Origin of the sequence: Methylobacterium sp. 285MFTsu5.1 (assembly GCF_000383455.1) — a bacterium.
Lineage (GTDB): Bacteria > Pseudomonadota > Alphaproteobacteria > Rhizobiales > Beijerinckiaceae > Methylobacterium.
Genome location: NZ_KB911282.1, coordinates 33,219 through 57,558 on the forward strand (window position 1 = coordinate 33,219; position 24,340 = coordinate 57,558).

Annotated in this window: 19 protein-coding genes; 17 read left to right on the forward strand and 2 right to left on the reverse strand. The window is 71.6% G+C overall.

The window, feature by feature from the left end; all coding sequences use genetic code 11:
- From H288_RS0118775 to murD, 5 genes are all read left to right on the forward strand, one after another.
- Positions 1-1,893 (forward strand): penicillin-binding protein 2, encoded by a 1,893-nt coding sequence (locus tag H288_RS0118775; protein ID WP_020094120.1) that lies wholly within the window; start codon positions 1-3, stop codon positions 1,891-1,893.
- 24 nt (positions 1,894-1,917) lie between these two features.
- Positions 1,918-3,375 carry a UDP-N-acetylmuramoyl-L-alanyl-D-glutamate--2,6-diaminopimelate ligase gene (locus H288_RS0118780; RefSeq protein ID WP_020094121.1) on the forward strand — a complete coding sequence of 486 codons (1,458 nt, stop codon included), beginning with the start codon at positions 1,918-1,920 and terminating at the stop codon, positions 3,373-3,375.
- Positions 3,376-3,394: 19 nt separating this feature from the next.
- On the forward strand, positions 3,395-4,843 hold the full coding sequence (locus H288_RS0118785) for a UDP-N-acetylmuramoylalanyl-D-glutamyl-2,6-diaminopimelate--D-alanyl-D-alanine ligase (RefSeq protein WP_020094122.1): 1,449 nt from the start codon (positions 3,395-3,397) through the stop codon (positions 4,841-4,843).
- A gap of 68 nt (positions 4,844-4,911) precedes the next feature.
- Positions 4,912-5,997: a phospho-N-acetylmuramoyl-pentapeptide-transferase gene (gene mraY / locus H288_RS0118790; protein ID WP_020094123.1), complete on the forward strand. Its 1,086-nt coding sequence runs from the start codon at positions 4,912-4,914 to the stop codon at positions 5,995-5,997.
- 205 nt (positions 5,998-6,202) lie between these two features.
- The gene (gene murD / locus H288_RS0118795; protein WP_020094124.1) at positions 6,203-7,567 is read left to right on the forward strand and encodes a UDP-N-acetylmuramoyl-L-alanine--D-glutamate ligase; all 1,365 of its coding nucleotides are present in this window, start codon (positions 6,203-6,205) and stop codon (positions 7,565-7,567) included.
- Positions 7,568-7,595: 28 nt separating this feature from the next.
- Here the strand turns inward: murD and H288_RS0118800 are convergent, their stop codons facing one another.
- A complete protein-coding gene (locus H288_RS0118800) occupies positions 7,596-9,071 on the reverse strand; it encodes a PAS domain-containing methyl-accepting chemotaxis protein (protein ID WP_020094125.1) in 1,476 nt (491 codons plus the stop codon).
- A 285-nt stretch (positions 9,072-9,356) separates the two neighbouring features.
- Between H288_RS0118800 and H288_RS0118805 the strand changes: the two genes are divergently transcribed.
- The 12 genes from H288_RS0118805 to H288_RS0118860 all read left to right on the forward strand — a co-directional run bounded on the left by H288_RS0118805 (position 9,357) and on the right by H288_RS0118860 (position 24,006).
- Entirely contained in the window at positions 9,357-10,523 is a 1,167-nt protein-coding gene (locus H288_RS0118805; RefSeq protein WP_020094126.1) for a putative peptidoglycan glycosyltransferase FtsW, read from the forward strand.
- Positions 10,520-11,629: an undecaprenyldiphospho-muramoylpentapeptide beta-N-acetylglucosaminyltransferase gene (gene murG / locus H288_RS0118810; RefSeq protein ID WP_020094127.1), complete on the forward strand. Its 1,110-nt coding sequence runs from the start codon at positions 10,520-10,522 to the stop codon at positions 11,627-11,629. Before H288_RS0118805 ends, murG begins: the two co-directional genes overlap by 4 nt.
- A gap of 50 nt (positions 11,630-11,679) precedes the next feature.
- Positions 11,680-13,086 carry a UDP-N-acetylmuramate--L-alanine ligase gene (murC, locus tag H288_RS0118815; RefSeq protein WP_020094128.1) on the forward strand — a complete coding sequence of 469 codons (1,407 nt, stop codon included), beginning with the start codon at positions 11,680-11,682 and terminating at the stop codon, positions 13,084-13,086.
- 199 nt (positions 13,087-13,285) lie between these two features.
- The gene (gene murB / locus H288_RS0118820) at positions 13,286-14,212 is read left to right on the forward strand and encodes a UDP-N-acetylmuramate dehydrogenase (protein WP_020094129.1); all 927 of its coding nucleotides are present in this window, start codon (positions 13,286-13,288) and stop codon (positions 14,210-14,212) included.
- A 67-nt stretch (positions 14,213-14,279) separates the two neighbouring features.
- A complete protein-coding gene (locus H288_RS0118825; protein ID WP_020094130.1) occupies positions 14,280-15,203 on the forward strand; it encodes a D-alanine--D-alanine ligase in 924 nt (307 codons plus the stop codon).
- Positions 15,170-16,123 (forward strand): cell division protein FtsQ/DivIB, encoded by a 954-nt coding sequence (locus H288_RS0118830; RefSeq protein WP_020094131.1) that lies wholly within the window; start codon positions 15,170-15,172, stop codon positions 16,121-16,123. The genes H288_RS0118825 and H288_RS0118830 overlap by 34 nt, the downstream gene beginning before the upstream one ends.
- A gap of 52 nt (positions 16,124-16,175) precedes the next feature.
- Positions 16,176-17,498, forward strand: coding sequence for a cell division protein FtsA (gene ftsA / locus H288_RS0118835; RefSeq protein ID WP_012319319.1), 1,323 nt, complete (start codon positions 16,176-16,178; stop codon positions 17,496-17,498).
- A 91-nt stretch (positions 17,499-17,589) separates the two neighbouring features.
- A complete protein-coding gene (gene ftsZ / locus H288_RS0118840) occupies positions 17,590-19,380 on the forward strand; it encodes a cell division protein FtsZ (RefSeq protein WP_020094132.1) in 1,791 nt (596 codons plus the stop codon).
- Positions 19,381-19,816: 436 nt separating this feature from the next.
- A complete protein-coding gene (lpxC, locus tag H288_RS0118845; RefSeq protein WP_020094133.1) occupies positions 19,817-20,764 on the forward strand; it encodes a UDP-3-O-acyl-N-acetylglucosamine deacetylase in 948 nt (315 codons plus the stop codon).
- Between the two features lie 187 nt (positions 20,765-20,951).
- Positions 20,952-21,833 carry an outer membrane protein assembly factor BamD gene (locus tag H288_RS0118850; protein ID WP_026605080.1) on the forward strand — a complete coding sequence of 294 codons (882 nt, stop codon included), beginning with the start codon at positions 20,952-20,954 and terminating at the stop codon, positions 21,831-21,833.
- 183 nt (positions 21,834-22,016) lie between these two features.
- Entirely contained in the window at positions 22,017-23,690 is a 1,674-nt protein-coding gene (gene recN / locus H288_RS0118855) for a DNA repair protein RecN (protein WP_020094135.1), read from the forward strand.
- Positions 23,691-23,805: 115 nt separating this feature from the next.
- Complete coding sequence (locus H288_RS0118860; RefSeq protein WP_020094136.1) at positions 23,806-24,006, forward strand: hypothetical protein; 201 nt, start codon at positions 23,806-23,808, stop codon at positions 24,004-24,006.
- Positions 24,007-24,021: 15 nt separating this feature from the next.
- Here the strand turns inward: H288_RS0118860 and H288_RS0118865 are convergent, their stop codons facing one another.
- Positions 24,022-24,267 (reverse strand): hypothetical protein, encoded by a 246-nt coding sequence (locus tag H288_RS0118865; RefSeq protein ID WP_020094137.1) that lies wholly within the window; start codon positions 24,265-24,267, stop codon positions 24,022-24,024.
- Positions 24,268-24,340: the final 73 nt, after the last annotated feature.

The following is a 24,340-nucleotide window of genomic DNA, read 5'->3' on the forward strand; positions in this document are numbered from 1 at the left end:
GTGTCCGATCACGCCGACGAGACCCTAGACCCGGCGGTCGAGCCCGCCGTGTCGGACCACGAGGCGGCGCTGCTCGAAGCCGCCGCGCTGGCGCATGCCGCCGGCGCGCCGCGCCCCTTGGAGGAGGAGGCGCGCGAGCCCGAGCCGCGCGCCGACCGCGCCAAGGCGCTCCTGCGCAGCATGTTCCGGCTGGCGATCGAGCGCTCGCACCTGCGGGTCGCGATGGTCGGGCTGGTCTTCGTCGGCGTGTTCGGGACGATCTCGGCCAAGCTCCTGATGATGGCGATCTTCGGGGAGCCGCCCAGCCAGGAGCACCGGGTCGCGGCCGCGTCCTCAACCGCCTTCCGGCCCGACATCATCGACCGCAACGGCGAGATCCTGGCCACCGACATCCGCACGGTCTCGGTCTTCGCCGAGCCGGGCAACATCTACGACAAGGACGAGGCGGTCGAGCTGCTCACCGCCGTCCTGCCGGAACTCAACGCCTCCGAGCTGCGCGCCAAGCTGACGCAACGCAAGGACAAGAAGGGCGCGGGCTTCGTCTGGGTGAAGCGCGAGCTGACCCCGAAACAGCAGGCCGAGGTCCACCGGCTCGGCATCCCCGGCATCGGCTTCCTGCCCGACCACAAGCGGGTCTACCCGAACGGCGTCGCGGCCGCCCACATCCTGGGCGCGACGAACCTCGACGGCATCGGCATCGCCGGTATGGAGAAGTACATCGACTCCACCGGGCTGCAGGCCCTCAACAGCTTCGGGCTGATCAACAAGCAGGCCGACCTGAAGCCGGTGCAGCTCTCGCTCGACCTGCGCGCGCAGTTCGCCGTGCGCGACGAGCTGGCCTGGGGCATCGACCACTTCAAGGCCAAGGCCGGCGCCTCGATGATCCTCGACGTGAAGACCGGCGAGGTCATCGCGCTCGTCTCCATGCCGGATTTCGACCCGAACGACCCCAAGGACGCGCTCTCGCCCGACCGCATCAACCGGATGAATGTCGGCGTCTACGAGATGGGCTCGACCTTCAAGGCGATGACCCTCGCCATGGCGCTCGATTCCGGCAAGTACAACGTCAACTCGACCTTCGACACCCGGGGCGGCGTGCTCAACTGGGGCCGGCAGAAGATCCACGAGTACCACGGCACGAACCGCGTCATCACCATGCCGGAGGTGTTCACCCACTCCTCCAACATCGGCTCCGCCAAGATGGCGCTCGGCGTCGGCGTGCCCGGCCACAAGGCCTTCCTGAAGAAGATGGGCCTGCTCGACCGGCTGCGCACCGAGCTGCCGGAGAGCGCGGCGCCGATCGTCCCGTCCCGCTGGACCGAGATCAACACCATCACCATCGCGTTCGGCCACGGCATCGCGGTGGCGCCGATCCAGGCCGCGGCCGCGGTGGCGGCCATCGCCAACGGCGGCGACCTGATGACGCCGACCTTCCTCAAGACGACGCCCGAGGCGGCGCGGGCGCGGGCCACGCACGTCCTCTCGGGCCAGACTTCCGAGGCGATGCGCTACATCATGCGGCTCAACGCGGCCGAGGGCTCGGCCAAGAAGGCGGCGGTCCCGTACTATTTCGTCGGCGGCAAGACCGGCACCGCCGAGAAGGTCATCGGCGGCCGCTACATCCACAACCGCCTGTTCACGACCTTCATGGCGGCGGCGCCGATGAACGATCCGAAGTACCTGTTCGTGACGATCATGGACGAGCCGCAGGGCCTGCCGGAATCGGGCGGCTACGCCACGGCGGCCTGGAATTCCGGCGTGGTCACCGGCAAGGTGATCGAGCGCGTGGCGCCGATCCTCGGCCTTCCGCCGCAGTTCGAGCCGCCGGTGAGGCCGTTCCCGCAGATGGTCAAGCTCAACGCCTACCACGTCAACCAGCTGGGCGGCCCGTGAGACCGGATCGATGAGGGTGCAGCGATGAGCGCGCGGCTCGCCGACCTCTTCCCCGAGGCCGCCGGCCCCGCCGCGGACCTCGCCGTCTCGGACCTCACGGCCGACAGCCGGCAGGTCGCGACCGGCACGGTGTTCGTCGCCGTTCCCGGCACGAAGGCCGACGGCCGACGTTTCGCCGCGCAGGCCGCGCAGCGCGGCGCCGCCGCGGTCGCCGGGGAGGGGGCCCGTCCCGCCGACCTGCCCGACGCGGTCGCCTGGATCCCGGTCGCCGACGCGCGCCGGTCGCTCGCCCTCGCGGCGGCCCGCCTCGCGGGCCCGCAGCCCGAGACCGTGGTGGCGGTCACCGGCACCGCCGGGAAGAGCTCGGTGGCCGACTTCGTCCGCCAGATCCTGGCGCGTCTCGGCCGCGACTCCGCGAGCCTCGGCACCGTCGGCATCGTCACCAACCGCGGCGCGCAGTACGGCTCCCTCACGACCCCGGACCCCGTGACGCTGCACCGGACGCTGGCGCAACTCGCAGCGGACGGCGTCACCGACCTCGCCATGGAGGCGTCCTCCCACGGGATCGAGCAGCGCCGGCTCGACGGCGTGCGCCTCGACGCGGCGGGCTTCACCAATCTCGGCCGGGACCATCTCGACTACCACGCGAGCATCGAGGAGTACCTCGCGGCCAAGCTACGCCTCTTCACGGACCTACTCCCGGCGGGCCGCCCGGCCATCGTCAACGCCGACGGCGCCTACGCCGAGCGCGTCATCGCCGCCGCCGAGGCCGCCGGCCGGCCGGTCCGCACGGTCGGGCGGGGCGGCCGGGACCTGCGGGTCGAGGCGGTCCGCACGGAGGGGTTCGCGCAGGTCGCCCGGATCCTGTTCGCGGGCCGGGCCCGGGAGCTGCGCCTGCCGCTCGTCGGCGAGTTCCAGGTCGAGAATGCCCTGGTGGCGGCCGGCCTCGCACTGGCTACCCCGGCGGGGGCGGCCGATCCCGACGGCGTCCTGGCGGCCCTCGACCACCTCACCGGCGTCCCCGGCCGCATGGAGCGGATCGGCGAGGCACGGGGCGGCCTCTGCCTCGTCGACTACGCCCACAAGCCCGAGGCCCTGGAGAGCGTGCTCGCCGCGCTCCGCCCCTTCGCGTCGGGCCGGCTGATCGCGGTGTTCGGCTGCGGCGGCGACCGCGACCGGGGCAAGCGGCCGCTGATGGGCGCCATCGCGCAGCGGCTCGCCGACGTCGTCATCGTCACGGACGACAACCCGCGCACCGAGGACGCGGCCGCCATCCGCCGGGCCATCCTGGACGCGGCGCCGGGCGCGGAGGAGATCGGCGACCGGTCGGAGGCGATTCACAGCGCCGTCGACCGGCTCGGGCCGGGCGACGTGCTGGTCGTGGCCGGCAAGGGTCATGAAACCGGCCAGATCGTGGGAGATCGCACGCTGCCGTTCTCGGACCACGCGGTCCTGCGCGCCGCGATCGCCGCGGCGGCCTGAGGACGACGGGGGACCGACGATGACCGCACTCTGGACGCGGCAGGAGCTGGAATCCGCGACGGGCGGCCGGTTGATCGGCGCCGGGCGCGCGATCGGCGGCGCCTCAATCGACACCCGCACGCTCCAGCCCGGCGACCTGTTCTTCGCGATCCGCGGCGACACCCGCGACGGCCACGACTTCGTCCCCGACGCCCTGGGGCGCGGCGCCGGCGCCGCCGTGGTGAGCGCCGCGCGCGCCGAGGCGCTCGCGCTCCACGGCCCCGTCCTGGCGGTGCCCGAGGGGGGCGCCGACCCGGTTCTCACCGCGATGGTGCGCCTCGGTGCCGCCGCCCGGGACCGGACGCGCGCGCAGGTCGTGGCGATCACGGGCTCGGTCGGCAAGACCGGGACCAAGGAGGCCCTGCGCCACGTCCTGTCCGAGCAGGGCGAGACCCACGCCTCGGCGGCCTCCTACAACAACCACTGGGGCGTGCCCCTGACCCTGACGCGGATGCCGCGCTCCGCGCGCTACGGCGTGTTCGAGATCGGCATGAACCACGGCGCCGAGATCGTGCCGCTGACCGCGCAGGTCCGGCCGGACATCGCGCTGATCACCACGATCGCGCCCGCCCATATCGAGCATTTCGCCTCGCTGGCCGCGATCGCGGACGCGAAGGGCGAGATCTTCTCCGGGCTCCAGCCCGGCGGCGTCGCCATCCTGAACCGCGACGCCCCGCATTTCGACCGCCTGGCCGCCCACGCCCAGGCCTCCCGGGCGGGCCGGGTGGTGACCTTCGGCGAGCACGCGGATGCCGACGTCCGCGCCCTGAGAATCGTGCTGCGGCCCGACCTGTCGGTGATCGACGCGGTGGTGATGGGCCAGCCCGTCACTTACAAGCTCGGCACCGCCGGCCGGCACGCGGCGCTGAACTCGCTGGGCGTCATGGCGGTGGTCCACAGCCTCGGGGCCGACCTCGCCCGTGCGGCCCTGTCGCTCGGCGGCCTGACGCCGCCGGCGGGACGCGGCGAGCGCACCGCCCTCGAGATCGGCGGCGGCACCGCCTACCTCGTGGACGAGAGCTACAACGCCAATCCCGTCGCCGTCCGCGCGGCGCTGGCGACCCTGGCGGGGATCGAGACCGGGCCCCGCGGCCGCCGGATCGCGGTGCTGGGCGACATGCTCGAGCTCGGCGCCGCCGCGCCCGACCTGCATCGCGGCCTGGCGGAGGCGATCGAGGCGGCCCGGGTCGACCTCGTCTTCACGGCCGGTCCGCTGATGCGCCACCTGTTCGAGGCCCTGCCGGTGAGCCGCCGCGGCGCGGTGGCCGACACCGCGGCCGACCTGCTCGAGCCGCTCGCCCGGACCCTGCGGTCCGGCGACGCCGTCATGGTGAAGGGATCGAACGGCAGCCGCATGGGCCGGATTGTCGAGGCGCTGAAAGCCCGCTACGCGGTCGATCCGACCCGGCGGACCCAGGCCGTCCCGTGACCGGCACGCCTGCGCGTGCGGCGCCGTCCCCCGAAACCTGAGCCTGAACAAGGGGGCCGAGCGCCCGGATGCTGTACCTTCTCTCGGACCTGAGCAGCAGCTTCACGCCGCTCAACGTGTTCCGCTACATCACCTTCCGCACCGGCGGCGCGCTGTTCACGGCGGGCCTGTTCGTGTTCTGGTTCGGGCCCTGGATCATCTCGCTGCTGCGGATCCGCCAGGGCAAGGGCCAGCCGATCCGCGAGGACGGGCCGCAGACCCATCTGCTGACCAAGCGCGGCACGCCGACCATGGGCGGCCTGATGATCCTGGCCGGCGCCGTCGTGGCGATCCTGCTCTGGGCCAACCCGCGCAACCACTACGTCTGGGTGACGCTGACCGTCACCCTCGGCTTCGGCGCGATCGGCTTCTACGACGACTACCTCAAGGTCACGAAGCAGTCGCACAAGGGCTTCTCGGGCAAGTTCCGCCTCGCCCTCGAGGCGTTGATCGCCATGGCGGCCTGCGTGACCATCGCGGTCTACTCGCCCGCCGCGCTGCAGAATCAGCTCGCCTTCCCGGTGTTCAAGGACGCGCTGCTGAACCTCGGCTGGTTCTACCCGCTGTTCGGCGCCTTCGTGATCGTCGGGGCGGGCAATTCCGTGAACATGACCGACGGCCTCGACGGCCTCGCGATCGTGCCGGTGATGATCGCCTGCGGCACGTTCGGCTTCATCGCGTACCTCGTCGGCAACTCGTTCACCGCCAGCTACCTGCAGGTGAACTACGTCCGCGACACGGGCGAGCTCGCCGTCGTCTGCGGCGCGGTCATCGGCGCCGGACTCGGCTTCCTCTGGTTCAACGCGCCGCCGGCCCAGATCTTCATGGGCGATACCGGCTCCCTGGCGCTGGGCGGCCTGCTGGGCTCCATCGCGGTGGCGACGAAGCACGAGATCGTCCTGGCGATCGTCGGCGGCCTCTTCGTGCTGGAGATGATGTCGGTGATCATCCAGGTCGCGTCGTTCAAGCTCACGGGCAAGCGCGTGTTCCGCATGGCGCCGATCCACCACCATTTCGAGCAGAAGGGCTGGAAGGAGCCGCAGGTCGTGATCCGGTTCTGGATCATCGCGGTGATCCTGGCGATGGCCGGCCTGGCGACGCTGAAGCTGCGCTGAGAAATCGTGCTAGACGGGCGGCCTGAGAGGTCGATCCGATCCTCGCCCTCGTCCTGAGGCGCGGCCGCGGAGGGGAGCCTCGAAGGAGGCTTCCGGCCGGCCGCGCGATCCCGGGAGCCCGCCTTCGGGGTCGCCGAGGCGGGGCGCCCGGGACGAGGGTCCGGTTCGGGTCGGCCGGGTCCGGCCGCCGCATCCGGAGTTCCGCATGACACCCGTCACCGTCTTCCAGGACAAGACCGTCGCCCTGTTCGGGCTCGGCGGCTCGGGGCTCGCCACGGCGCTGGCGCTGAAGGCCGGTGGCGCGGCCGTGCAGGCCTGGGACGACAATGCCGACAGCCTCGCCCGCGCGCGGGAGGCCGGCATAGAGACGCGGGACCTGCGCGCGGCCGACTGGTCTGCGTTCGCCGCCTTCGTGCTGAGCCCGGGCGTGCCGCTGACCCATCCCGAGCCGCACTGGAGCGTCCGGCTCGCCCGGGATGCCGGCGTCGAGATCATCGGCGACATCGAGCTGTTCTGCCGGGAGCGGCGGGCGCAGGCGCCGGGGGCGCCGTTCGTGGCGATCACCGGGACCAACGGCAAGTCGACCACCACGGCGCTGATCGCCCACGTGCTCGCGCAGGGGGGCCGCGACGTGCAGATGGGCGGCAACATCGGCACCGCGATCCTGTCGCTGGAGCCGCCGGCCGCCGACCGCGTCCACGTGATCGAGATGTCGTCGTTCCAGATCGACCTGACGCCGAGCCTCGACCCGAGCGTCGGCGTGCTGATGAACATCACGCCGGACCATCTCGACCGGCACGGCACGATGGAGCAGTACGCGGCCATCAAGGAGCGCCTGATCCAGGGCGCCGACCTCGCGGTGGTCGGCGTCGACGACGCCCCGAGCCGCGCCATCGCGGACCGCCGCGGCGCCGACCTCGTGCGCGTCCACGTGCCCCACGGCGACGTGCTGTGCACCGACGCGCTGACGGTGCGCGACGGGATCGTCCGGGAGCCGGACGGGACGGCCCTCGCCGACGTCAACGGGATCGGCTCGCTCCGGGGGGCGCACAACTGGCAGAACGCCGCGGTGGCGGTGGCCGTCGCGCGGGCCCTCGACCTGTCGCCGGAGCAGATCCAGGCCGGCCTCACCTCGTTCCCGGGCCTGCCGCACCGGATGGAGGAAGTCGGGCGGCGCGGCCACGTGCTGTTCGTCAACGATTCCAAGGCGACGAACGCGGATTCCACCGAGAAGGCCCTCACCGCCTTCCGGGACATCCACTGGATCCTCGGCGGCAAGGCCAAGGAGGGCGGGATCTTCCCGCTGGTGCCGTATTTCGAGCGGGTCGCGCACGCCTACCTGATCGGCGCGGCGTCGGACGCCTTCGCGGCGACCCTGGAGGGCGCCGTGCCCTACACGCGCTGCGAGACCCTCGAGAACGCCGTCCCGAAGGCCGCCGAGAACGCCGCCGCCTCGGGCGCACCGGAGCCGGTGGTGCTCCTGTCGCCGGCCTGCGCGTCCTACGACCAGTTCCGGAACTTCGAGATCCGCGGCAACCGCTTCCGCGAGCTGGTTCAGGCGCTGCCCTGAGGCAGCGCCACTTCAGCGCGCCAGAACCTCAGCGCGCCAGAACCTTGGCGGCGTCGCGGGTGGTGTCGACCGCATGCGAGACGTTGGCCACCGACTGGACGATCGCCCCGATGTTGCCTGTGATCTCCGTGACGGCCCCCGCGGCGCTCTGCATGCTCTCGGCCAGATCCCGGGTCACGGCACTCTGCTCCTCGATGGCGGCCGCGGTGGCCACCACGGTCTCGCGCATCACCGAGACCGAGGACCCGATCGAGCTGAGAGCCTGCACGACCTCCTGCGAGACGCGCTGCACGCTGGCGATCTCGCCGTTGATCTGACCGGTGGCGCGCGCCGCCTGGTCGGCCAGCGCCTTAACCTCGGAGGCGACGACCGCGAAGCCGCGGCCCGCCGCGCCCGCGCGGGCGGCCTCGATGGTGGCGTTCAGCGCCAGCAGGTTGATCTGGCCGGCGATGTCCTGGATCAGACCGACGATGCCGGTCATGGCGGTGGCGGTCTCGGCCAGCCGTTTGGTGTGGCCGTCCGCGTCCTGAACGCAGGCATAGGCGGTGTCGGTGGCGCTCTGGGAGCGCACGATGCTCTGAGACATCTCCGCCACCGAGGCCGCCAGCTCCTCGGCGGCGGCCGCCACGGTCTGGACGTTCCCGGAGGTCGAGTCCGCCGCCGACGAGGCCAGCGAGGCCGCCGTGGTCGAGTGCGTCACCGCCTGCTCGATCTCGCCGAAGTTCTGATCGATCAGGGTCCGCAGGTTGGCGAACAGTCGGACCTGGTCGCTGATGTCGGTGGCGAATTTCACCACCTTGTAGGGCCGGCCGGCGGCGTCGAGGATCGGGTTGTAGGAGGCCTGGATCCAGACTTCGCGCCCGTCCTTGCCGATCCGCCGGAACTGGGCCGCCTGATAGGTGCCGTTCCGCAGGGCCGCCCAGAAGGCCCGGTAGGCCTCGCTCTCCCGGTAGGCGGGCTCCACGAACAGGCTGTGATGCTGCCCGAGCACCTCGGCGCGGCTGTAGCCCATCGCGGCGAGGAAATTGTCGTTCACCGCGATCACCGTGCCGTCGAGGTCGAAGGCGATGACCGCCTGCACCTTGTCGATCGCGGCGATCTGCCCGGCGCGGTCGGCCTCCTCGGTGCGCTGCTGCGTGATGTCGGTGGCGAACTTCACCACCTTGTAGGGCCGGCCGCGGACGTCGAGCATCGGGTTGTAGGAGGCCTGGATCCAGATCGACCGGCCGCCCCGACCGACCCGCTGGAACTGGCCCGACTCGAAGGTGCCGGAGCGCAGGCGCTCCCAGAAGGCCCGGTAATCCGGGGCGTCCCGCTGGGCCGGCTCCATGAACATGCTGTGGTGCTGGCCGACGATCTCCGGCAGCGTGTACCCGACGACGTCGAGGAAATTCCGGTTCGCCGACAGGATCCGCCCCGCCAGGTCGAACTCGATCACGCCCTGAACCCGGTCGAGGGCCGCGAGCTTGGCATGCGCTTCACGGACGTTCAGGGCAGAGAACATGGCGCGTCGGCTTCCGCTGGGCGGATCGGGCGCGGCGCACCGCGACCCGCCGGGTCGATACATCCGAAAGTTGCAATGGGAAGATTAACATAGAGTGTCTTTTTACTAGTATTGCGCGGTCCTAATACAGCATCCCAGGGGCCGCCGGCTGCGTGGCCGGCGCGTCCTGACGTGCCCCGACGCGCCCCGATCTGTCGGTCATAAGGCTCCGTTTACCATTCCTGCCGAGGATCCCGGCCGACCCGCGCGGATCGGCATCCGCGCGGCCTGGAGTCGTTGCCCGGCATGATGTCACGCGCGGAACGCACCCCCCTGACGGACTGGTGGTGGACGGTGGACCGCGGCCTGCTCGCGGCGCTGTTCGCGCTGATGGTCGCGGGCCTCGTCTTCCTGATGGGCGGCGGCCCGCCCGTGGCCGAGCGGATCGGCCTGCCGACCTTCTACTTCCTCAACCGGCAGGCGATGTACCTCGCGCCGACCATCCTGCTGATCTGCGCGGTCTCGTTCCTGTCGCTGCGCGGCATCCGGCGGCTGGCGCTCGTCACCTGGATCCTGGGCGTCATCCTGTGCCTGCTCGCCGGCAAGTTCGGGCCCGAGATCAAGGGCGCGCATCGCTGGATCCAGTTCGGCTCCTTCGGCCTGCAGCCCTCGGAATTCGTGAAGCCGGCCTTCGTAGTCGTCGCCGCCTGGGCCTTCTCGGAGGGCGCCCAGCGCCGCGACATGCCGGGCGGCATCCTGGCGCTGCTGCTCCTGCCGATCACCATCGTGCCGCTGCTGCTCCAGCCCGATTTCGGCCAGACCATGCTGATTACCATGGTGTGGTGCGCGCTGTTCTTCGTGGCCGGCCTCCACCTGATCTGGGTGGCCGTCCTCGGCGTGCTGGGCCTCGGAGGTGTGTTCGCTGCCTACCTGTTCTTCCACCACGTCCGCGAGCGCTTCAACAAGTTCCTCGACCGGGATTCCGGCGGCGGCTTCCAGGATTTCTGGTCGCGCGAATCGTTCCGCTCGGGCGGCTGGTTCGGCACCGGGCCGGGTGAGGGCGTGGCCAAGCGCCACCTGCCGGACGCGCATACCGACTTCATCTTCTCGGTCACCGGCGAGGAGTTCGGCGTGATCGTCTGCCTCTGCCTCGTGGCGCTGTTCGCCTTCATCGTCCTGCGCGGCCTCAAGCTCGCGCGGCGCACCGACGACACCTTCTCGCGGCTGGCGATCACCGGCCTGACCACGCTGTTCGGCCTGCAGGCCTGCATCAACATGGCGGTGAACACCCAGCTGATGCCCGCCAAGGGCATGACGCTGCCGTTCGTCTCCTACGGCGGCTCCTCGCTGATCTCGCTGGCGCTCGGCACCGGCTTCCTCGTCGCCCTGACCCGTAAGCGCCCCCGCACCGTCATGCTCAGCCAGAAGCCCCCCGGCACCGCGCCGGCCACCGTCGCCGGGGTGATGCGGTGACCGTCTTCACCCCCACGATCCTGCTCTGCGCGGGCGGCACCGGTGGCCACCTGTTCCCGGCCGAGAGCCTCGCCCACGCCCTGCGGGCCCGCGGCATCCGCGTGGCGCTCGCCACCGACGCCCGGGTCGATTCCATCGCGTCCGAGTTCCCGGCCTCCGAGGTTGTCACCATCGCCTCGGCGACGCCGTCCGGCCGCTCGCCGCTGAAGCGGGCCGGCGCCGTGCTGACCCTCGGCCGGGGCTTCGGCGTGGCCGCGAAGGAGATCCGCCGGATCAACCCGGCCGCCATCGTGGGCTTCGGCGGCTACCCGACCGTCCCACCGGTGCTCGCCGGCCAGATCCTGCGCGTGCCGACGATCCTGCACGAGCAGAACGCCGTGATGGGCCGGGCCAACGCCTTCCTGGCGCGGGGCGCCCGCACCATCGCCACCGGCTTCAAGGTCGTGCGCGGCGTGCCCGACAAGGCCAAGGCCCCGCGGATCCACACCGGCAATCCGCTCCGCCCGGCGGTGATCGAGGCGGCCAGGTTCCCGTATCCCGCTTTCGGCGCAGGCGACGCCCTGCGGCTCCTGGTGTTCGGCGGCAGCCAGGGCGCGCGCGTGATGGGCGAGGTCGTGCCGGAGGCGATCGCCCGCCTGCCCGACGCGCTGCGCGCCCGCCTGCACCTCGTCCAGCAGGTCCGCCCCGAGGACCTGACGGCCGTTCAGAATCGCTATCTCGCCATGGGGCTCGCCGGGATCGAGGCGGCGCCGTTCTTCAAGGACCTGCCCGCCCGCATGGCCGCGAGCCACCTCGTGGTCTCGCGCTCGGGCGCCTCGACGGTCTCGGAACTCGCGGCGATCGGCCGCCCGTCGATCCTCGTGCCGCTGCCGGGCTCCCTCGACCAGGACCAGGCCGCCAACGCCGCGACCCTCGACGCCATCGGCGCGGCGCTGGCGGTGAAGCAGCCGGATTTCACGCCCGAACGGCTCGCCGCGGAGCTGACCGCCTGCTTCGAGACGCCGGCAAAATTGACCGCGGCGGCCGATGCGGCCAGAAGCGCGGGCATCCACGACGCCGCCGAGCGGCTGGCCGAGGTCGTCGTCGAGACGGCCGCCCGCACCTGATTTCTTGAGGGATTCCGCACCGGCGGTCCCGCCACCAGACGGTTCGACCCATGAAGCTGCCCGACAAGCTCGGCCCCATCCACTTCATCGGCATCGGCGGCATCGGCATGTCCGGCATCGCCGAAGTGATGCACAACCTCGGCTACACGGTGCAGGGCTCGGACGCCTCCGACAACGCCAATGTCCGCCGTCTCGCCGAGAAGGGCATGCGCACCTTCGTGGGCCACGACGCCGAGAACGTCGAGGAGGCCGCCCTCGTCGTCGTCTCGACCGCGATCCGGCGCGACAACCCCGAGCTGCAGGCCGCCCGCGAGCGACGCCTGCCCGTGGTGCGACGGGCCGAGATGCTGGCGGAGCTGATGCGCTTCAAGTCCTGCGTGGCGATCGCCGGCACGCACGGCAAGACCACGACCACGTCGCTCGTCGCCACGCTGCTTGACGCCGGCAACCTCGACCCGACCGTGATCAACGGCGGCATCATCAACGCCTACGGCACCAACGCCCGCATGGGGGCGGGCGAGTGGATGGTGGTGGAGGCCGACGAGTCCGACGGCACCTTCCTGAAGCTGCCGGCCGACGTCGCGATCGTCACCAACATCGATCCCGAGCATCTCGACCATTTCGGCTCGTTCGACGCGATCAAGGACGCGTTCCGGCGCTTCATCGACAACATCCCGTTCTACGGCTTCGCGGTGATGTGCATCGACCACCCGGTGGTCCAGGACCTCGTCGGCCATATCGAGGACCGGCGGATCATCACCTACGGCGAGAACCCGCAGGCCGACGTGCGCCTGATCGACGTGGACCTGCGCGGCGGCCAGAGCCGCTTCCGGGTGATGATCCGCGACCGTCGGCCCGGCTACCGGATGGAGATGGAGGATCTCGTCCTCCCGATGCCCGGCAAGCACAACGCCCTCAACGCCACCGCGGCGCTCGCCGTCGCGCACGAGCTCGGCGTGAAGCCGGACGCGATCCGCCAGGCGCTCGCGGGCTTCGGCGGCGTGAAGCGGCGCTTCACCCGCACCGGCGAGTGGAACGGCGCGACGATCTTCGACGATTACGGACACCATCCGGTGGAGATCAAGGCGGTGCTCAAGGCCGCCCGCGCCTCGACCGAGCACGGCGTCGTCGCCATCGTGCAGCCGCACCGCTACACCCGCCTGCAGTCGCTGTTCGACGATTTCTGCACCTGCTTCAACGATGCCGACACGGTCATCGTCGCGCCGGTCTACGCGGCCGGCGAGCAGCCGATCGAGGGCTTCGACCGCGACAGCCTCGTGGCCGGCCTGCGCTCCCGCGGCCACCGCGACGCCCGGGCCCTGGAGCGGCCGGAGGAACTCGCGGGCATCATCGCGGACCTCGCCAAGCCCGGCGACTACGTGGTGTGCCTTGGCGCCGGCACGATCACCCAGTGGGCCTACGCCCTGCCGGACGAACTCGCCGCGCGGGGACGGTAGGCGCGGTGCGCGCGCCCGCCCCGGGAAGCCTCTCGGGTCGGCGGCACCCTCGACCGTCCACACTGGGCTGCGCTCCGAGGATGAACCCGGCGGTGACTCTCCGGACCCCGGCCTCGCAGCGTCCGCTGCCACCCCGATGCGACGACACCAGGATCGCCGCATCCCTCTCCCCGCGGGCGGGGCGAGGGGAGACACACAGATGACCGCCTCTCTGCACGATCGCATCCGGGCCGCCGCGCCCGACCTCCGCGGGCGCCTGCTCGCCGACCAGCCGCTCGCCGACCTCACCTGGTTCCGGGTCGGCGGACCGGCCGAGGTGCTGTTCACCCCGGCCGACGAGGAGGATCTCGCCCGCCTCCTCGCCGCTCTCGATCCGGACGTGCCGGTCACGGTGATCGGGCTCGGCTCGAACCTGATCGTGCGGGACGGCGGCGTGCCGGGCGTGGTCGTGCGCCTCGGCGGCAAGGCCTTCGGCAGCATCGCGGTCGACGGCGACGCGCTGACCGTCGGCACCGCGGTCCCGGACATGCGCCTCGCCAAGGCGGCCGCCGAGGCCGGGCTCGACGGGCTCGCCTTCTACCGGGGCATCCCCGGCTCGATCGGCGGGGCGCTGCGCATGAACGCGGGCGCGCATGGTGGCGAGACCACCGACGTGCTGGTCGAGGCCCGCGGCATCGACCGCGGGGGCGCGCTGCGCACCTTCAGCCACGCCGACATGGGCTTCTCCTACCGGCACTCGGACGCCCCGGAGGACGTGATCTTCACGCGCGCCGTCTTCCGCGGGCGGCCCGGCGACCGGGTCGCCATCGAGGCCGAGATGGAGCGGGTCACCGCCGCCCGCGAGGCCGCGCAGCCGATCCGCGAGCGGACCGGCGGCTCGACCTTCGCCAACCCGGACGGCGGCAAGGCGTGGCAGCTCGTCGACGCCGCCGGCTGCCGCGGATTGAGGCGGGGCGGCGCCCAGGTCAGCGAGATGCACTGCAACTTCCTGATCAACACCGGTACCGCGAGCGCGGCCGACATCGAGGGGCTCGGCGAGGAGGTCCGCCGCCGCGTCCGGGAGACCAGCGGGGTCGCATTGCGCTGGGAGATCCGGCGCATCGGCCGCCCCGCCGGCACGACGTGAGAGCGGTGTTCCGGACGGACCGGTGCGCTCAGATCCTGATTGAAGCCGACCTATTCGAGGTGCCCTGATGTCCAAGCACGTCGCCGTCCTGCTGGGCGGCACCTCCGCCGAGCGCGAGGTCTCCCTCAGTTCCGGCAAGGCCTGCGCCGACGCGCTCGAAGGGGAGGGCTACCGGGTCACCCGGGTCGATGTCGGCCCCGACATCGCCGCGGTGCTGACGGCGCTCCGGCCGGACGTGGCCTTCAACGCGCTCCACGGGCCGGACGGCGAGGACGGCACCATCCAGGGCCTGCTGGAGATCCTCAAGATCCCCTACACCCATTCCGGCGTCCTCGCGTCGGCGCTCGCGATGAACAAGGAGCGGGCCAAGACCGTCATGCGCGCCGCCGGCGTCGACGTGCCCGAGGGCCGGATCGTTAACCGTCGTGAGGCCGCCAGGACACACCCCCTGCCGCCACCCTACGTCGTGAAACCGATCGCGGAAGGCTCATCGGTGGGTGTGATCATCGTGCGCGACGGCCGCTCGCACCCGCCCCAGATCCTCGCCTCCGAGGAGTGGACGTTCGGCGAGCAAGTCCTTGCAGAACCTTACATTGCTGGCCGCGAACTCACCTGCGGCGTGATGGGCGACAAGGCCCTCGGGGTGATCGAGGTGAAGGCCGCCACGGGGGATTGGTACGATTACGACGCCAAGTACGCCCCGGGGGGCTCGGTGCACGTGCTCCCGGCCGAACTTAAACCAAATGTTTACCAGCGTGTCCAAGAACTGTCGTTAACGGCGCATCAAGCACTGGGCTGTCGGGGCGTCAGCCGTGCCGACCTTCGCTACGACGACACACCGGGTGGAACCGGTCTGCTCGTGGTTCTGGAGGTCAACACGCAACCCGGCATGACCCAGACGAGCCTTGTGCCGGAGATGGCGGCCCATGCGGGCCTGAGTTTCGGTGAGCTCGTCCGATGGATGGTGGAGGACGCTTCCCTGAATCGCTGAGCGGCGACGCCGCCGGCCGGAGCGGTCCCGCGCGCCTCGCCGGCGCGATCCTGGGACGGCTCACCGGCCGCGGCACGTCCCGGTCGCTCTCGGTTCGTCGGGCCCGCCCGAGTCAGCGCCTGAGCGAGCGCCTGCCCCGCGGCGCCGGGATCGTGGCGGTCTCCGTCTCCGCCGCCGCCGTGGCGCTCGCCGGTTTCGTGGCCAGCGGCCGCTACGACGCGTTCGTGGCCGAGCAGGGCCGCCCCCTCGACATCGCCGCGCGCGTCGCCGGCTTCGGCGTCGAGCGCGTCACCATCTCGGGCATCTCCCGCATGTACGAGCGCGAGGTCCTGGCGGCCGCCGGGATCGACTGGCGCTCCTCGGTTCCCTTCCTCGACGTCAACGACGTGCGCGAGCGGCTGCTCCGCGTGCCGCTGATCGCGCAGGCCTCGGTCCGGAAGATCTACCCCAACGAGATCGCCATCACCCAGGTGGAGCGCGAGCCCGCGGCCCTCTGGCAGAAGAACGGCGAGATCAGCGTGATCGCCGCCGACGGCACCGTCATCGACGCCATGCGCGACGACCGCTACGCCAGCCTGCCCCTGGTGGTCGGCGAGGACGCCAACACCAAGCTTCCGGAATACCTCGCCCTCATCGCCGCCGCGGGGCCGCTCGCCGAGCGGATCAAGGCCGGCACCTACGTGTCGGGCCGGCGCTGGACCCTCAAGTTCGACGGCATCGACGTGCGCCTGCCCGAGGTCGATCCGGCCGCGGCGCTCGCCCGCCTCGTCCGGTTCGAGCGCGAGGCCCACCTGCTCGAGAAGGACGTCATCGCGGTGGACCTGCGCATGCCGGACCGCCTGGTGGTGCGCCTGACCGAGGAGGCCGCCGCCGCCCGCGCGGAAGCCCAGAAGGCGAAGAAGAAGGGCGCGGCCAGCTGATGCCCTTCCTGTCGATCTCCGCCCGTCCCGCATCCCGCGCCCGGTAGCGTCAATGCACAGCCAACACGGCCTCACGCCGCGCTTGAAGCCGCTCTCCGCCCGGCGCTCGACCACCCTCTCGGTGCTCGACATCGGCACGAGCAAGGTGGTCTGCCTCATCGCCGAGCTGCAGCCCGCCGAAGCGCTCACGACGCTCCGCGGCCGCACGCACCTCGCGCGCATCATCGGCATCGGCCACCAGCGCTCCCTGGGCCTGAAGGGCGGCGCCATCGTCGATCTCGCCGCGGCCGAGAGCGCGATCCGTCAGGCGGTCCACGCCGCCGAGCGGATGGCCAAGGTCGAGGTCCAGTCGGTCATCGTCAACATGTCGGGCGGCCGGCTCGCCTCGCAGCATTTCCAGGCGCGGGTGAACGTCCGCTCGGGCACCGTCACGGGCAGCGACGTCGAGCGGGTGCTCGAGACCGCCAGCGCCCACGGCGTCAGCCCCGGCCGGGCCGTGCTGCACGCGCTGCCCACCGGCTACGCCCTCGACGGGCAGGGCGCCGTCATCGACCCGTCGGGCATGATCGGAGAGGCGCTCAGCGTCGACCTGCACGTCGTCACCAGCGAGCTCGCGGCCGCCCGCAACGTCATGCTGGCGGTGGAGCACTGCCACCTCGGCGTCGAGGCGGTGATCGCCACGCCCTACGCGGCCGGCCTCTCGGCGCTGGTCGACGACGAGGCCGAGATGGGCGTCTGCGTCGTCGACATGGGCGGCGGCACCACCAGCGTCGGCGTGTTCTCCGGCGGCCACCTCGTTCACGTGGACGCCCTGGCGGTCGGCGGCCACCACGTCACCATGGACATCGCCCGCGGCCTCTCCACCCGCATGGCGGCGGCCGAGCGGCTGAAGACCCTCTACGGCTCGGCCCTCTCCACCCCCTCCGACGACCGCGACATGATCGCCGTGCACGGCGTCGGCGAGGACGAGGGCGAGGCGCCGGCCCACATCCCGCGCTCGCAGCTCGTGCGGATCATCAAGCCGCGCGTCGAGGAGGTGGTCGAGCTGGTGCGGGACCGCCTGCGCGACGCGGGCTTCGCCGCCCAGGCCGGGCGGCGCGTCGTCCTCACCGGCGGCGCCAGCCAGCTCGTCGGTCTGCCCGAGGTCGCCCGCCGCGTCCTCCAGGGTCAGGTGCGGATCGGACGGCCCCTCGGCATCCGGGGCCTGCCGGAAGCCGCCAAGGGTCCGGCCTTCTCGGCCGCGGTCGGCCTGCTCGTCTACCCGCAGGTCGCCCATGCCGAGCATTTCGAGCCGCGGGGGCACGGCGCCTTCGCGGCGACCGGGACCGACAACTACCTGAACCGGGTCGGCCGCTGGCTCCGGGACAGCTTCTAGGTTTCACGCCCGCCCGCTCGCGCGGGGGGATCGAAGGGATCCGGCGCCCAGGCGTCGCACGGACAGCACAGTTAGCGAGAGGCTCGACACCATGGCCATCACCCTCCAGGCGCCGGACATCCGGGAACTGAAGCCCCGCATCACCGTCTTCGGCGTCGGCGGCGCCGGCGGCAACGCCGTCAACAACATGATCGAGTCGGGCCTCCTCGGCTGCGAGTTCGTCGTGGCCAACACCGACGCGCAGGCGCTCACCTCCTCGAAGGCCGAGCGGGTGATCCAGATGGGCCTGGGCGTCACCCAGGGCCTCGGCGCCGGATCGCACCCGGAGGTCGGCTCGGCCGCCGCCGACGAGGTGATCGACGAGATCCGCGACCAGCTCTCCGGCGCCCACATGTGCTTCATCACCGCCGGCATGGGCGGCGGCACCGGCACCGGCGCCGCGCCGGTCATCGCCCGGGCGGCCCGCGACATGGGCATCCTGACGGTCGGCGTCGTGACCAAGCCGTTCCAGTTCGAGGGCATGCGCCGCATGCGGACCGCCGAGTCCGGCATCCAGGAGCTGCAGGCCGCGGTCGACACCCTGATCGTGATCCCGAACCAGAACCTGTTCCGGGTCGCCAACGAGAAGACCACCTTCGCGGACGCCTTCGCGATGGCCGACCAGGTGCTCTACTCGGGCGTCGCCTGCATCACCGACCTGATGGTGAAGGAGGGCCTCATCAACCTCGACTTCGCCGACGTCCGGGCGATCATGCGCGGCATGGGCAAGGCCATGATGGGCACCGGCGAGGCGTCCGGCGAGAAGCGCGCCAACCGCGCCGCCGAGGCCGCCATCGCCAACCCGCTGCTCGACGACGTCTCGATGAAGGGCGCCCGCGGCCTGCTGATCTCGATCACCGGCGGCTCCGACTTGACCCTCTACGAGCTCGACGAGGCCGCCACCCGCATCCGCGAGGAGGTCGACCAGGACGCCAACATCATCCTGGGCGCCACCTTCGACGAGAGCCTCGACGGCATCATCCGCGTGTCGGTGGTCGCCACCGGCATCGAGCCGGCGCTGATCTCGGCGAACTCGCCCAACAACCCGGCCATCGCCGAGACCGAGCAGCGCATCGCCGAGGTTGCCGAGCGCCTGCGCGCCGAGGCCCGCTCGCGCGCCGCCTCGCCGGTGCCGAGCATCCGCACCGAGTCGGTCGCCCCGGCGCCGATGCCCGCCCCGGCCCCCGCGCCGCTCGCGGCCCCCGAGATGCGCCCCGAGTCGCGGATCGACAGCCGCATCGAGGCCGCCGCGCCGATGACCCGCGACGACGTCGTGCTCGCCCCGGTCCAGGCGCGCGCCGCGGCGCCGTTCGTCCCGGCCCCCGCGCCGCAGCGCGTCGAGGCGGCGCCCGCCGTCGAGGCCGGCCCGTTCGTGCCGCCGCGTCCGGCCGCCCCGACGGGCACGCCGCTCGCCCGCGCCCCGCGCATGCCGCAGATCCACGAGCTGCCGCCGATCGCCCAGACGCAGATCATGGCGAACCGCGCTGCCGAGGAGGCCGCCCCGGAATCCAAGCGGACCTCGCTGCTGCGCCGGCTCGCGACGGTGGGCTTCGGCGGCCGCCGCGAGGACATGGACGGCGCCCCGGCGGCCCGGCCGGCCTCGCCAGCCGCCCCGCAGCCGCATATGGCCCAGTCGCACATGGCCCAGTCGCACATGGCCCAGCCCCACATGGCGCAGCCCCACGTGCCGCCGGCCCCGCGCGCTCCGGCCGCCCCCGCGGTCCCGCAGTACCGCCCGGCCCAGGGCAACCTCGACGGTCAGGGACGGGCCGCGCCCCAGCCGCGGATGATGGACGACGATCAGCTCGAGATCCCGGCCTTCCTCCGCCGTCAGGCGAACTGACCGGGGCGGGTCTCCGGCATGGCCCGGGGCTGGCGGGAAACCGCCGGCCCCTTCGCGCTGCAGCAAAGCAACTCATGGTTGTTGCAGTGAGGAATAGGGCTCGACGAGGCTGTGCACCGCGGCTCTCGAGCCGTGGCGCATGGTGCATCCGCGCCACAGAACGGCCGCGGGTTAGTCACGCATTAACCAACCTTTAAGCCTTTGGTGGAGCAGCGCTTTGTGGTTACGAACCGCTAAGCGTGTCTGTAACAGACCGTAAGAATCCGTGATTTGGCTGCCCTGTGCGGCGCAGCTATAGAAACCATGTGATCGAGACGACACGCAGCAGGACACAACCTGATCGCGTGGGCTAGGGCATCAAGCAGCGGACGGATCAGTCAGTTTCTCCTCACCCCCAGTCGGGGTGGCGGAAATGATCGCGCCCGGGGGCTAAGGAATGCGAACGCATAAACAGACGACCCTCAAAGGGCCGGCGACTCTCTCGGGGATCGGAGTTCACTCCGGCAACCCCGCCGAGATCACCATCCGACCCGCTCCGGCCAATCACGGCATCGCCTTCCTCCGCACCGGCACCACCCACGGCAACGACCGCCTGATCAAGGCGCATCACGCCCTCGTCTCCGCCACCGAACTCTGCACCGTCCTGGGTGACGTCGAGACCGGCGCGGTCGCCACCGTCGAGCACCTGATGTCCGCCCTGTACGGGCTGGGCGTCGACAACGCTCTGGTCGAGATCGACGGCCCCGAGATGCCGATCCTCGACGGGTCCGCTCTCCCCTTCGTCCAGGCGATTGACCAGACCGGCATCGCCACCTGCGACACGCCGCGGCGCTGGCTCAAGATCCTCCGCCACGTCCGCATCGAGACCGGGACATCCTTCGCGGAACTGCGCCCGATCGACCGCGGCTTCCGCCTCGACGTCGAGATCGACTTCGAGAGCCCGGTGATCGGCCGTTCCCGCAAGGCGATGGACCTGTCGCCCGCGACCTACCGCCGCGAGATCGCCGGCGCCCGCACCTTCGGGATGATGCGGGACGTGGAGCGCTACTGGAAGGCGGGCTTCGCCCTCGGCGCCTCCCTGGAGAACACCGTGGCGGTCGGCGAGACCGCGGTGGTCAATCCCGAGGGCCTGCGCTTCCAGGACGAGTTCGTCCGCCACAAGATCCTCGACGCCATCGGCGACCTCGCCCTGGCGGGCCTGCCGATCCAGGGAGCCTACCGCTCCTATTGCGGCGGCCACCGGATGAATGTCGGGGTGCTGTCGGCCCTGTTCGCCGACCGGGCGAACTACGCCATCGTCGAGGCGCAGGGCTCGCGCCGCGAGACCGTGCTGTCCGAACTCGGCGCCGGCCTGGGCCTCGCCGCCTTCGCGGGCGACCTGTAGCCCCTGTGACCGACGGGCCACAGCCCGCAACCGATCCTGACTGCCGCAGCCTTGCCGCTTTCGTGCCCGAATCGAACGGCACGGTTTAACGGTCCGTGAACGGCGGGCACGGCCCGGGGCGGGCCGGATCCACCCACGCGATGGCATGACGGCGCGCAACGGCGCCGGTTCCGGGAAAGAGCGCCAGATGCCTGTCACCATTCGTTATCGCCGGGCAGCGGCCTTCGCGGCGCCCCTCGTGGCCGTCCTCGGCCTGGGCCTCGGCGGCTGCGACTTCGACCCGACGAGCATCTTCGCCGAGAAGTACAAGCCCGAGGTCGTGCCGGACGTTCCGGCCGACAAGCTGTACAGCGACGGCCTCGCCAAGCTCGAGGACAGCGACTACGAGGGCGCGGTCAAGAAGTTCGACAGCCTGGACAAGCAGTACCAGTACTCCGATTGGTCCCGGAAGGCGCTGCTGATGACGGCATACGCCAATTACGAGGGCCAGAAGTACGACGACGCGATCAGCGCCTCGAAGCGCTACCTGCAGCGCCATCCGGCCAGCAAGGATGCGGCCTACGCGCAGTACCTGATGGCGATGTCGAACTATAAGCAGATCCCGGACGTCACCCGCGATCAGGAGCGCTCCGAGAAGGCCCTCGTCGCGCTGCAGGAGCTGGTGCAGAAGTACCCGACCTCCGAATACGCCGCGGACGCGAAGGCGAAGATCCAGATCACCCGCGATCAGCTCGCCGGCAAGGAGATGGAGATCGGCCGCTTCTACCTCGAGAAGCGCAATTTCCCGGCGGCGATCAACCGCTTCCGCGACGTGGTCGCCAAGTATCAGACCACCCGGCACGCCGAGGAGGCGCTCGAGCGCCTGACCGAGGCCTACTGGGCGCTCGGCATCACCCAGGAGGCGCAGAACGCCGCCGCGGTGCTCGGCCACAACTTCCCGGAGAGCCTCTGGTACAAGGACGCCCACGCGCTGCTGGCGCAGGGCGGTCTCGAGCCCCGCGAGGAGAAGAGCTCGTTCCTCTCGAAGATCTACCGGACCGTCACGGGCAAGACCGCCTCGGCCCAGTAAGCCGCCGCGCCCGCGCGGGGACTGCCCACGAAACCTCGAGGCCCGGAGCCGCCGCTCCGGGCCTTGCCCATTGCGGCGCCCGGCGCGTTGCACCGACCGCGCGGTGCGACGCATTTTTGGGGTGAATCCGCGCCGCGGCGGCCTTATGTCTGCGGTCCCATCCTGAGGAATCCCCGTCGCCGCATGCTGGCGCAGCTCGCGATCCGCGACATCGTCCTGATCGACAGGCTCGAACTGAATTTCCGATCGGGACTCAGCGTCCTGACCGGGGAGACGGGCGCGGGCAAATCGATCCTGCTCGACGCCTTCGCCCTGGCGCTCGGCGGCCGCGGCGACGGCCGCCTCGTCCGCCACGGCGAGGCGCAGGGCGCGGTCACGGCCGTGTTCGACCTGCCCCTCGACCATCCGGCGCGCCGGATCGCGGCCGAGGCCGAGATCGACACCGAGGGCGACCTGATCCTGCGCCGGACCCAGATGGCGGACGGCCGGACCCGCGCCTTCGTCAACGACCAGCCGGTGGGCGTTCAGGTCCTGCGGGCGATCGGCGCGGCTCTCGTGGAGATCCACGGTCAGCACGATGACCGGGCGCTGGCCGACCCCGCCTCGCACCGGGCGATCCTCGATGCCTTCGGCGGCCTCCAGACCCAGCTCGCGAAGGTCGCCGCCGCGTCGCGAACCGTGCGGCATGCCCGCACCGAACTCGCCGAGCACCGCGCCCGCGTTGAGGCGGCCCGAAAGGAATCCGACTTCCTGCGCCACGCCGTGGAGGAGCTCGCCGCACTGGCGCCGCTCGCCGGTGAGGAGGCCCAGCTCGCCGAGCGCCGCACGATCATGCAGCAATCCGAGAAGGTCGCGCGCGAGCTCAACGAGGCGCTCGAGGCCGTCGGCGGCCCCCATTCCGGCGTGCCGCACCTCTCGGCCGCCCTGCGCAAGCTGGAGCGGCGCGCCGCGCAGCTGCCGGCCCTGGTGGACCCGTGCGTGAACGTCCTCGACGCCGCGATGGTCGCCCTCGACGAAGCCCGCGCGGTCCTCGAGGCGGCGGTGGCCGAGACGGAGTTCGATCCCCGCGACCTGGAGCGCGTCGAGGAGCGGCTCTTCGCCCTGCGCGCCGCCTCGCGCAAGTACGATGTCCCGGCCGACGACCTCGCCGCCCTGGCGGAACGCTACGCCGGCGACGTGGCGGCGATCGATGCCGGCGAGGCGGCGCTGGCCGGGCTGGAGCAGGCGCTCGCGACGGCGGAGGCCGCCTACGCCGAGGCGGCCGAGAAGCTCAGCGCCGGGCGGCGCCGGGCGGCCAAGCAGCTCGACGCGGCCGTGAAGGCCGAGCTGCCGCCGCTCAAGCTGGAGCGCGCCCGCTTCATCACCGAGATCGCCACGGACCCGGATTCCCGCGACCCGGCCGGCACCGACCGGGTCGAGTTCTGGGCCCAGACCAATCCCGGGACCAAGCCCGGCCCGATGATGAAGGTCGCCTCGGGCGGCGAGCTGTCGCGCTTCATGCTGGCGCTGAAGGTCGTGCTGGCCGACAAGGGCTCGGCCCCGACGCTCATCTTCGACGAGATCGATACCGGCGTGGGCGGCGCGGTGGCGGATGCCATCGGGATGCGGCTCGCCCGGCTGGCGGCGACCGTGCAGGTGGTCGCGGTCACCCACGCGCCCCAGGTCGCCGCGCGGGCGGAGACGCATTTCCTGATCGCCAAGGCCCCCGTGAAAGGGGCCGGCCGCGTCGCCACGCGGGTCGCGAGCCTGCCGGTCGCCGAGCGCCGCGAGGAGATCGCCCGGATGCTGGCGGGCGCCACCGTCACCGACGAGGCCCGGGCGGCGGCCGCGCGACTCCTCCAGGGCGCCGACGCGTGAACCGGCGTCAACCTTAACCGTTGGTTGAAGGTAATAATTCGTTAACTATTCATCGTGAGAATGCTGTCATCCCGGTACCGCGGCAGGGTTGGGCGGTCGAAGGGCGGGAGGAGCCATGAAGCCGTCAGTCGTCGACTCCGATGGGTCTCTGCCCGCGGGACAGCCCCTGAAGCGGGCGGTCGACACCCGCCAGCTCGGCCTCACGCTCCGCACGGTCTACGAGGGCAGCGTCGACACGCAGCCGATCACCGACACGCATGTCGAGCTGCTCCTGCGCCTGCGCCAGAAGGAGCGGGAGCTGCGCCGGGCGGTCTGACCCGGGGCGGCGGCCTCACCAGCGGCGCGCCCCCGGCCGGCGACGGTACTCGGCCGCACGAATCAGCGTCAGCACGCGGTCGAGGCTCACCAGCAGCTCCGCCTCCTCGACGCGCGCCGCGGAGGCCGCGTCCGGGTCGGGGCTGAATTTCTGCCGGGCCTGCGCCAGCGCGAGCGCCCGCTCCACGGCCTCCCGCTCGGCGTGCAGGGCCAGCCAGGCCGGATCGGATTCCGTCGCCGCATCCACCTCGTCGCCGCCCACGATCCGCGCGTCCTTCTGCTGCCGGCTGCCGCTCCTGGCTGAGAGGAACGCGCGAGAGGCCGGAACCGTGCCG

Excerpts from the sequence above, each read along its gene's own strand:
- H288_RS0118780 (WP_020094121.1), top strand. The coding sequence starts at position 1,918 with ATGAGCGCGCGGCTCGCCGACCTCTTCCCCGAGGCCGCCGGCCCCGCC.
- H288_RS0118785 (WP_020094122.1), top strand. The coding sequence starts at position 3,395 with ATGACCGCACTCTGGACGCGGCAGGAGCTGGAATCCGCGACGGGCGGC.
- mraY (WP_020094123.1), top strand. The coding sequence starts at position 4,912 with ATGCTGTACCTTCTCTCGGACCTGAGCAGCAGCTTCACGCCGCTCAAC.
- murD (WP_020094124.1), top strand. The coding sequence starts at position 6,203 with ATGACACCCGTCACCGTCTTCCAGGACAAGACCGTCGCCCTGTTCGGG.
- H288_RS0118800 (WP_020094125.1), bottom strand. The coding sequence starts at position 9,071 with ATGTTCTCTGCCCTGAACGTCCGTGAAGCGCATGCCAAGCTCGCGGCC.
- H288_RS0118805 (WP_020094126.1), top strand. The coding sequence starts at position 9,357 with ATGATGTCACGCGCGGAACGCACCCCCCTGACGGACTGGTGGTGGACG.
- murC (WP_020094128.1), top strand. The coding sequence starts at position 11,680 with ATGAAGCTGCCCGACAAGCTCGGCCCCATCCACTTCATCGGCATCGGC.
- murB (WP_020094129.1), top strand. The coding sequence starts at position 13,286 with ATGACCGCCTCTCTGCACGATCGCATCCGGGCCGCCGCGCCCGACCTC.
- H288_RS0118825 (WP_020094130.1), top strand. The coding sequence starts at position 14,280 with ATGTCCAAGCACGTCGCCGTCCTGCTGGGCGGCACCTCCGCCGAGCGC.
- H288_RS0118830 (WP_020094131.1), top strand. The coding sequence starts at position 15,170 with ATGGATGGTGGAGGACGCTTCCCTGAATCGCTGAGCGGCGACGCCGCC.
- ftsA (WP_012319319.1), top strand. The coding sequence starts at position 16,176 with ATGCACAGCCAACACGGCCTCACGCCGCGCTTGAAGCCGCTCTCCGCC.
- ftsZ (WP_020094132.1), top strand. The coding sequence starts at position 17,590 with ATGGCCATCACCCTCCAGGCGCCGGACATCCGGGAACTGAAGCCCCGC.
- lpxC (WP_020094133.1), top strand. The coding sequence starts at position 19,817 with ATGCGAACGCATAAACAGACGACCCTCAAAGGGCCGGCGACTCTCTCG.
- H288_RS0118850 (WP_026605080.1), top strand. The coding sequence starts at position 20,952 with ATGCCTGTCACCATTCGTTATCGCCGGGCAGCGGCCTTCGCGGCGCCC.
- recN (WP_020094135.1), top strand. The coding sequence starts at position 22,017 with ATGCTGGCGCAGCTCGCGATCCGCGACATCGTCCTGATCGACAGGCTC.
- H288_RS0118860 (WP_020094136.1), top strand. The coding sequence starts at position 23,806 with ATGAAGCCGTCAGTCGTCGACTCCGATGGGTCTCTGCCCGCGGGACAG.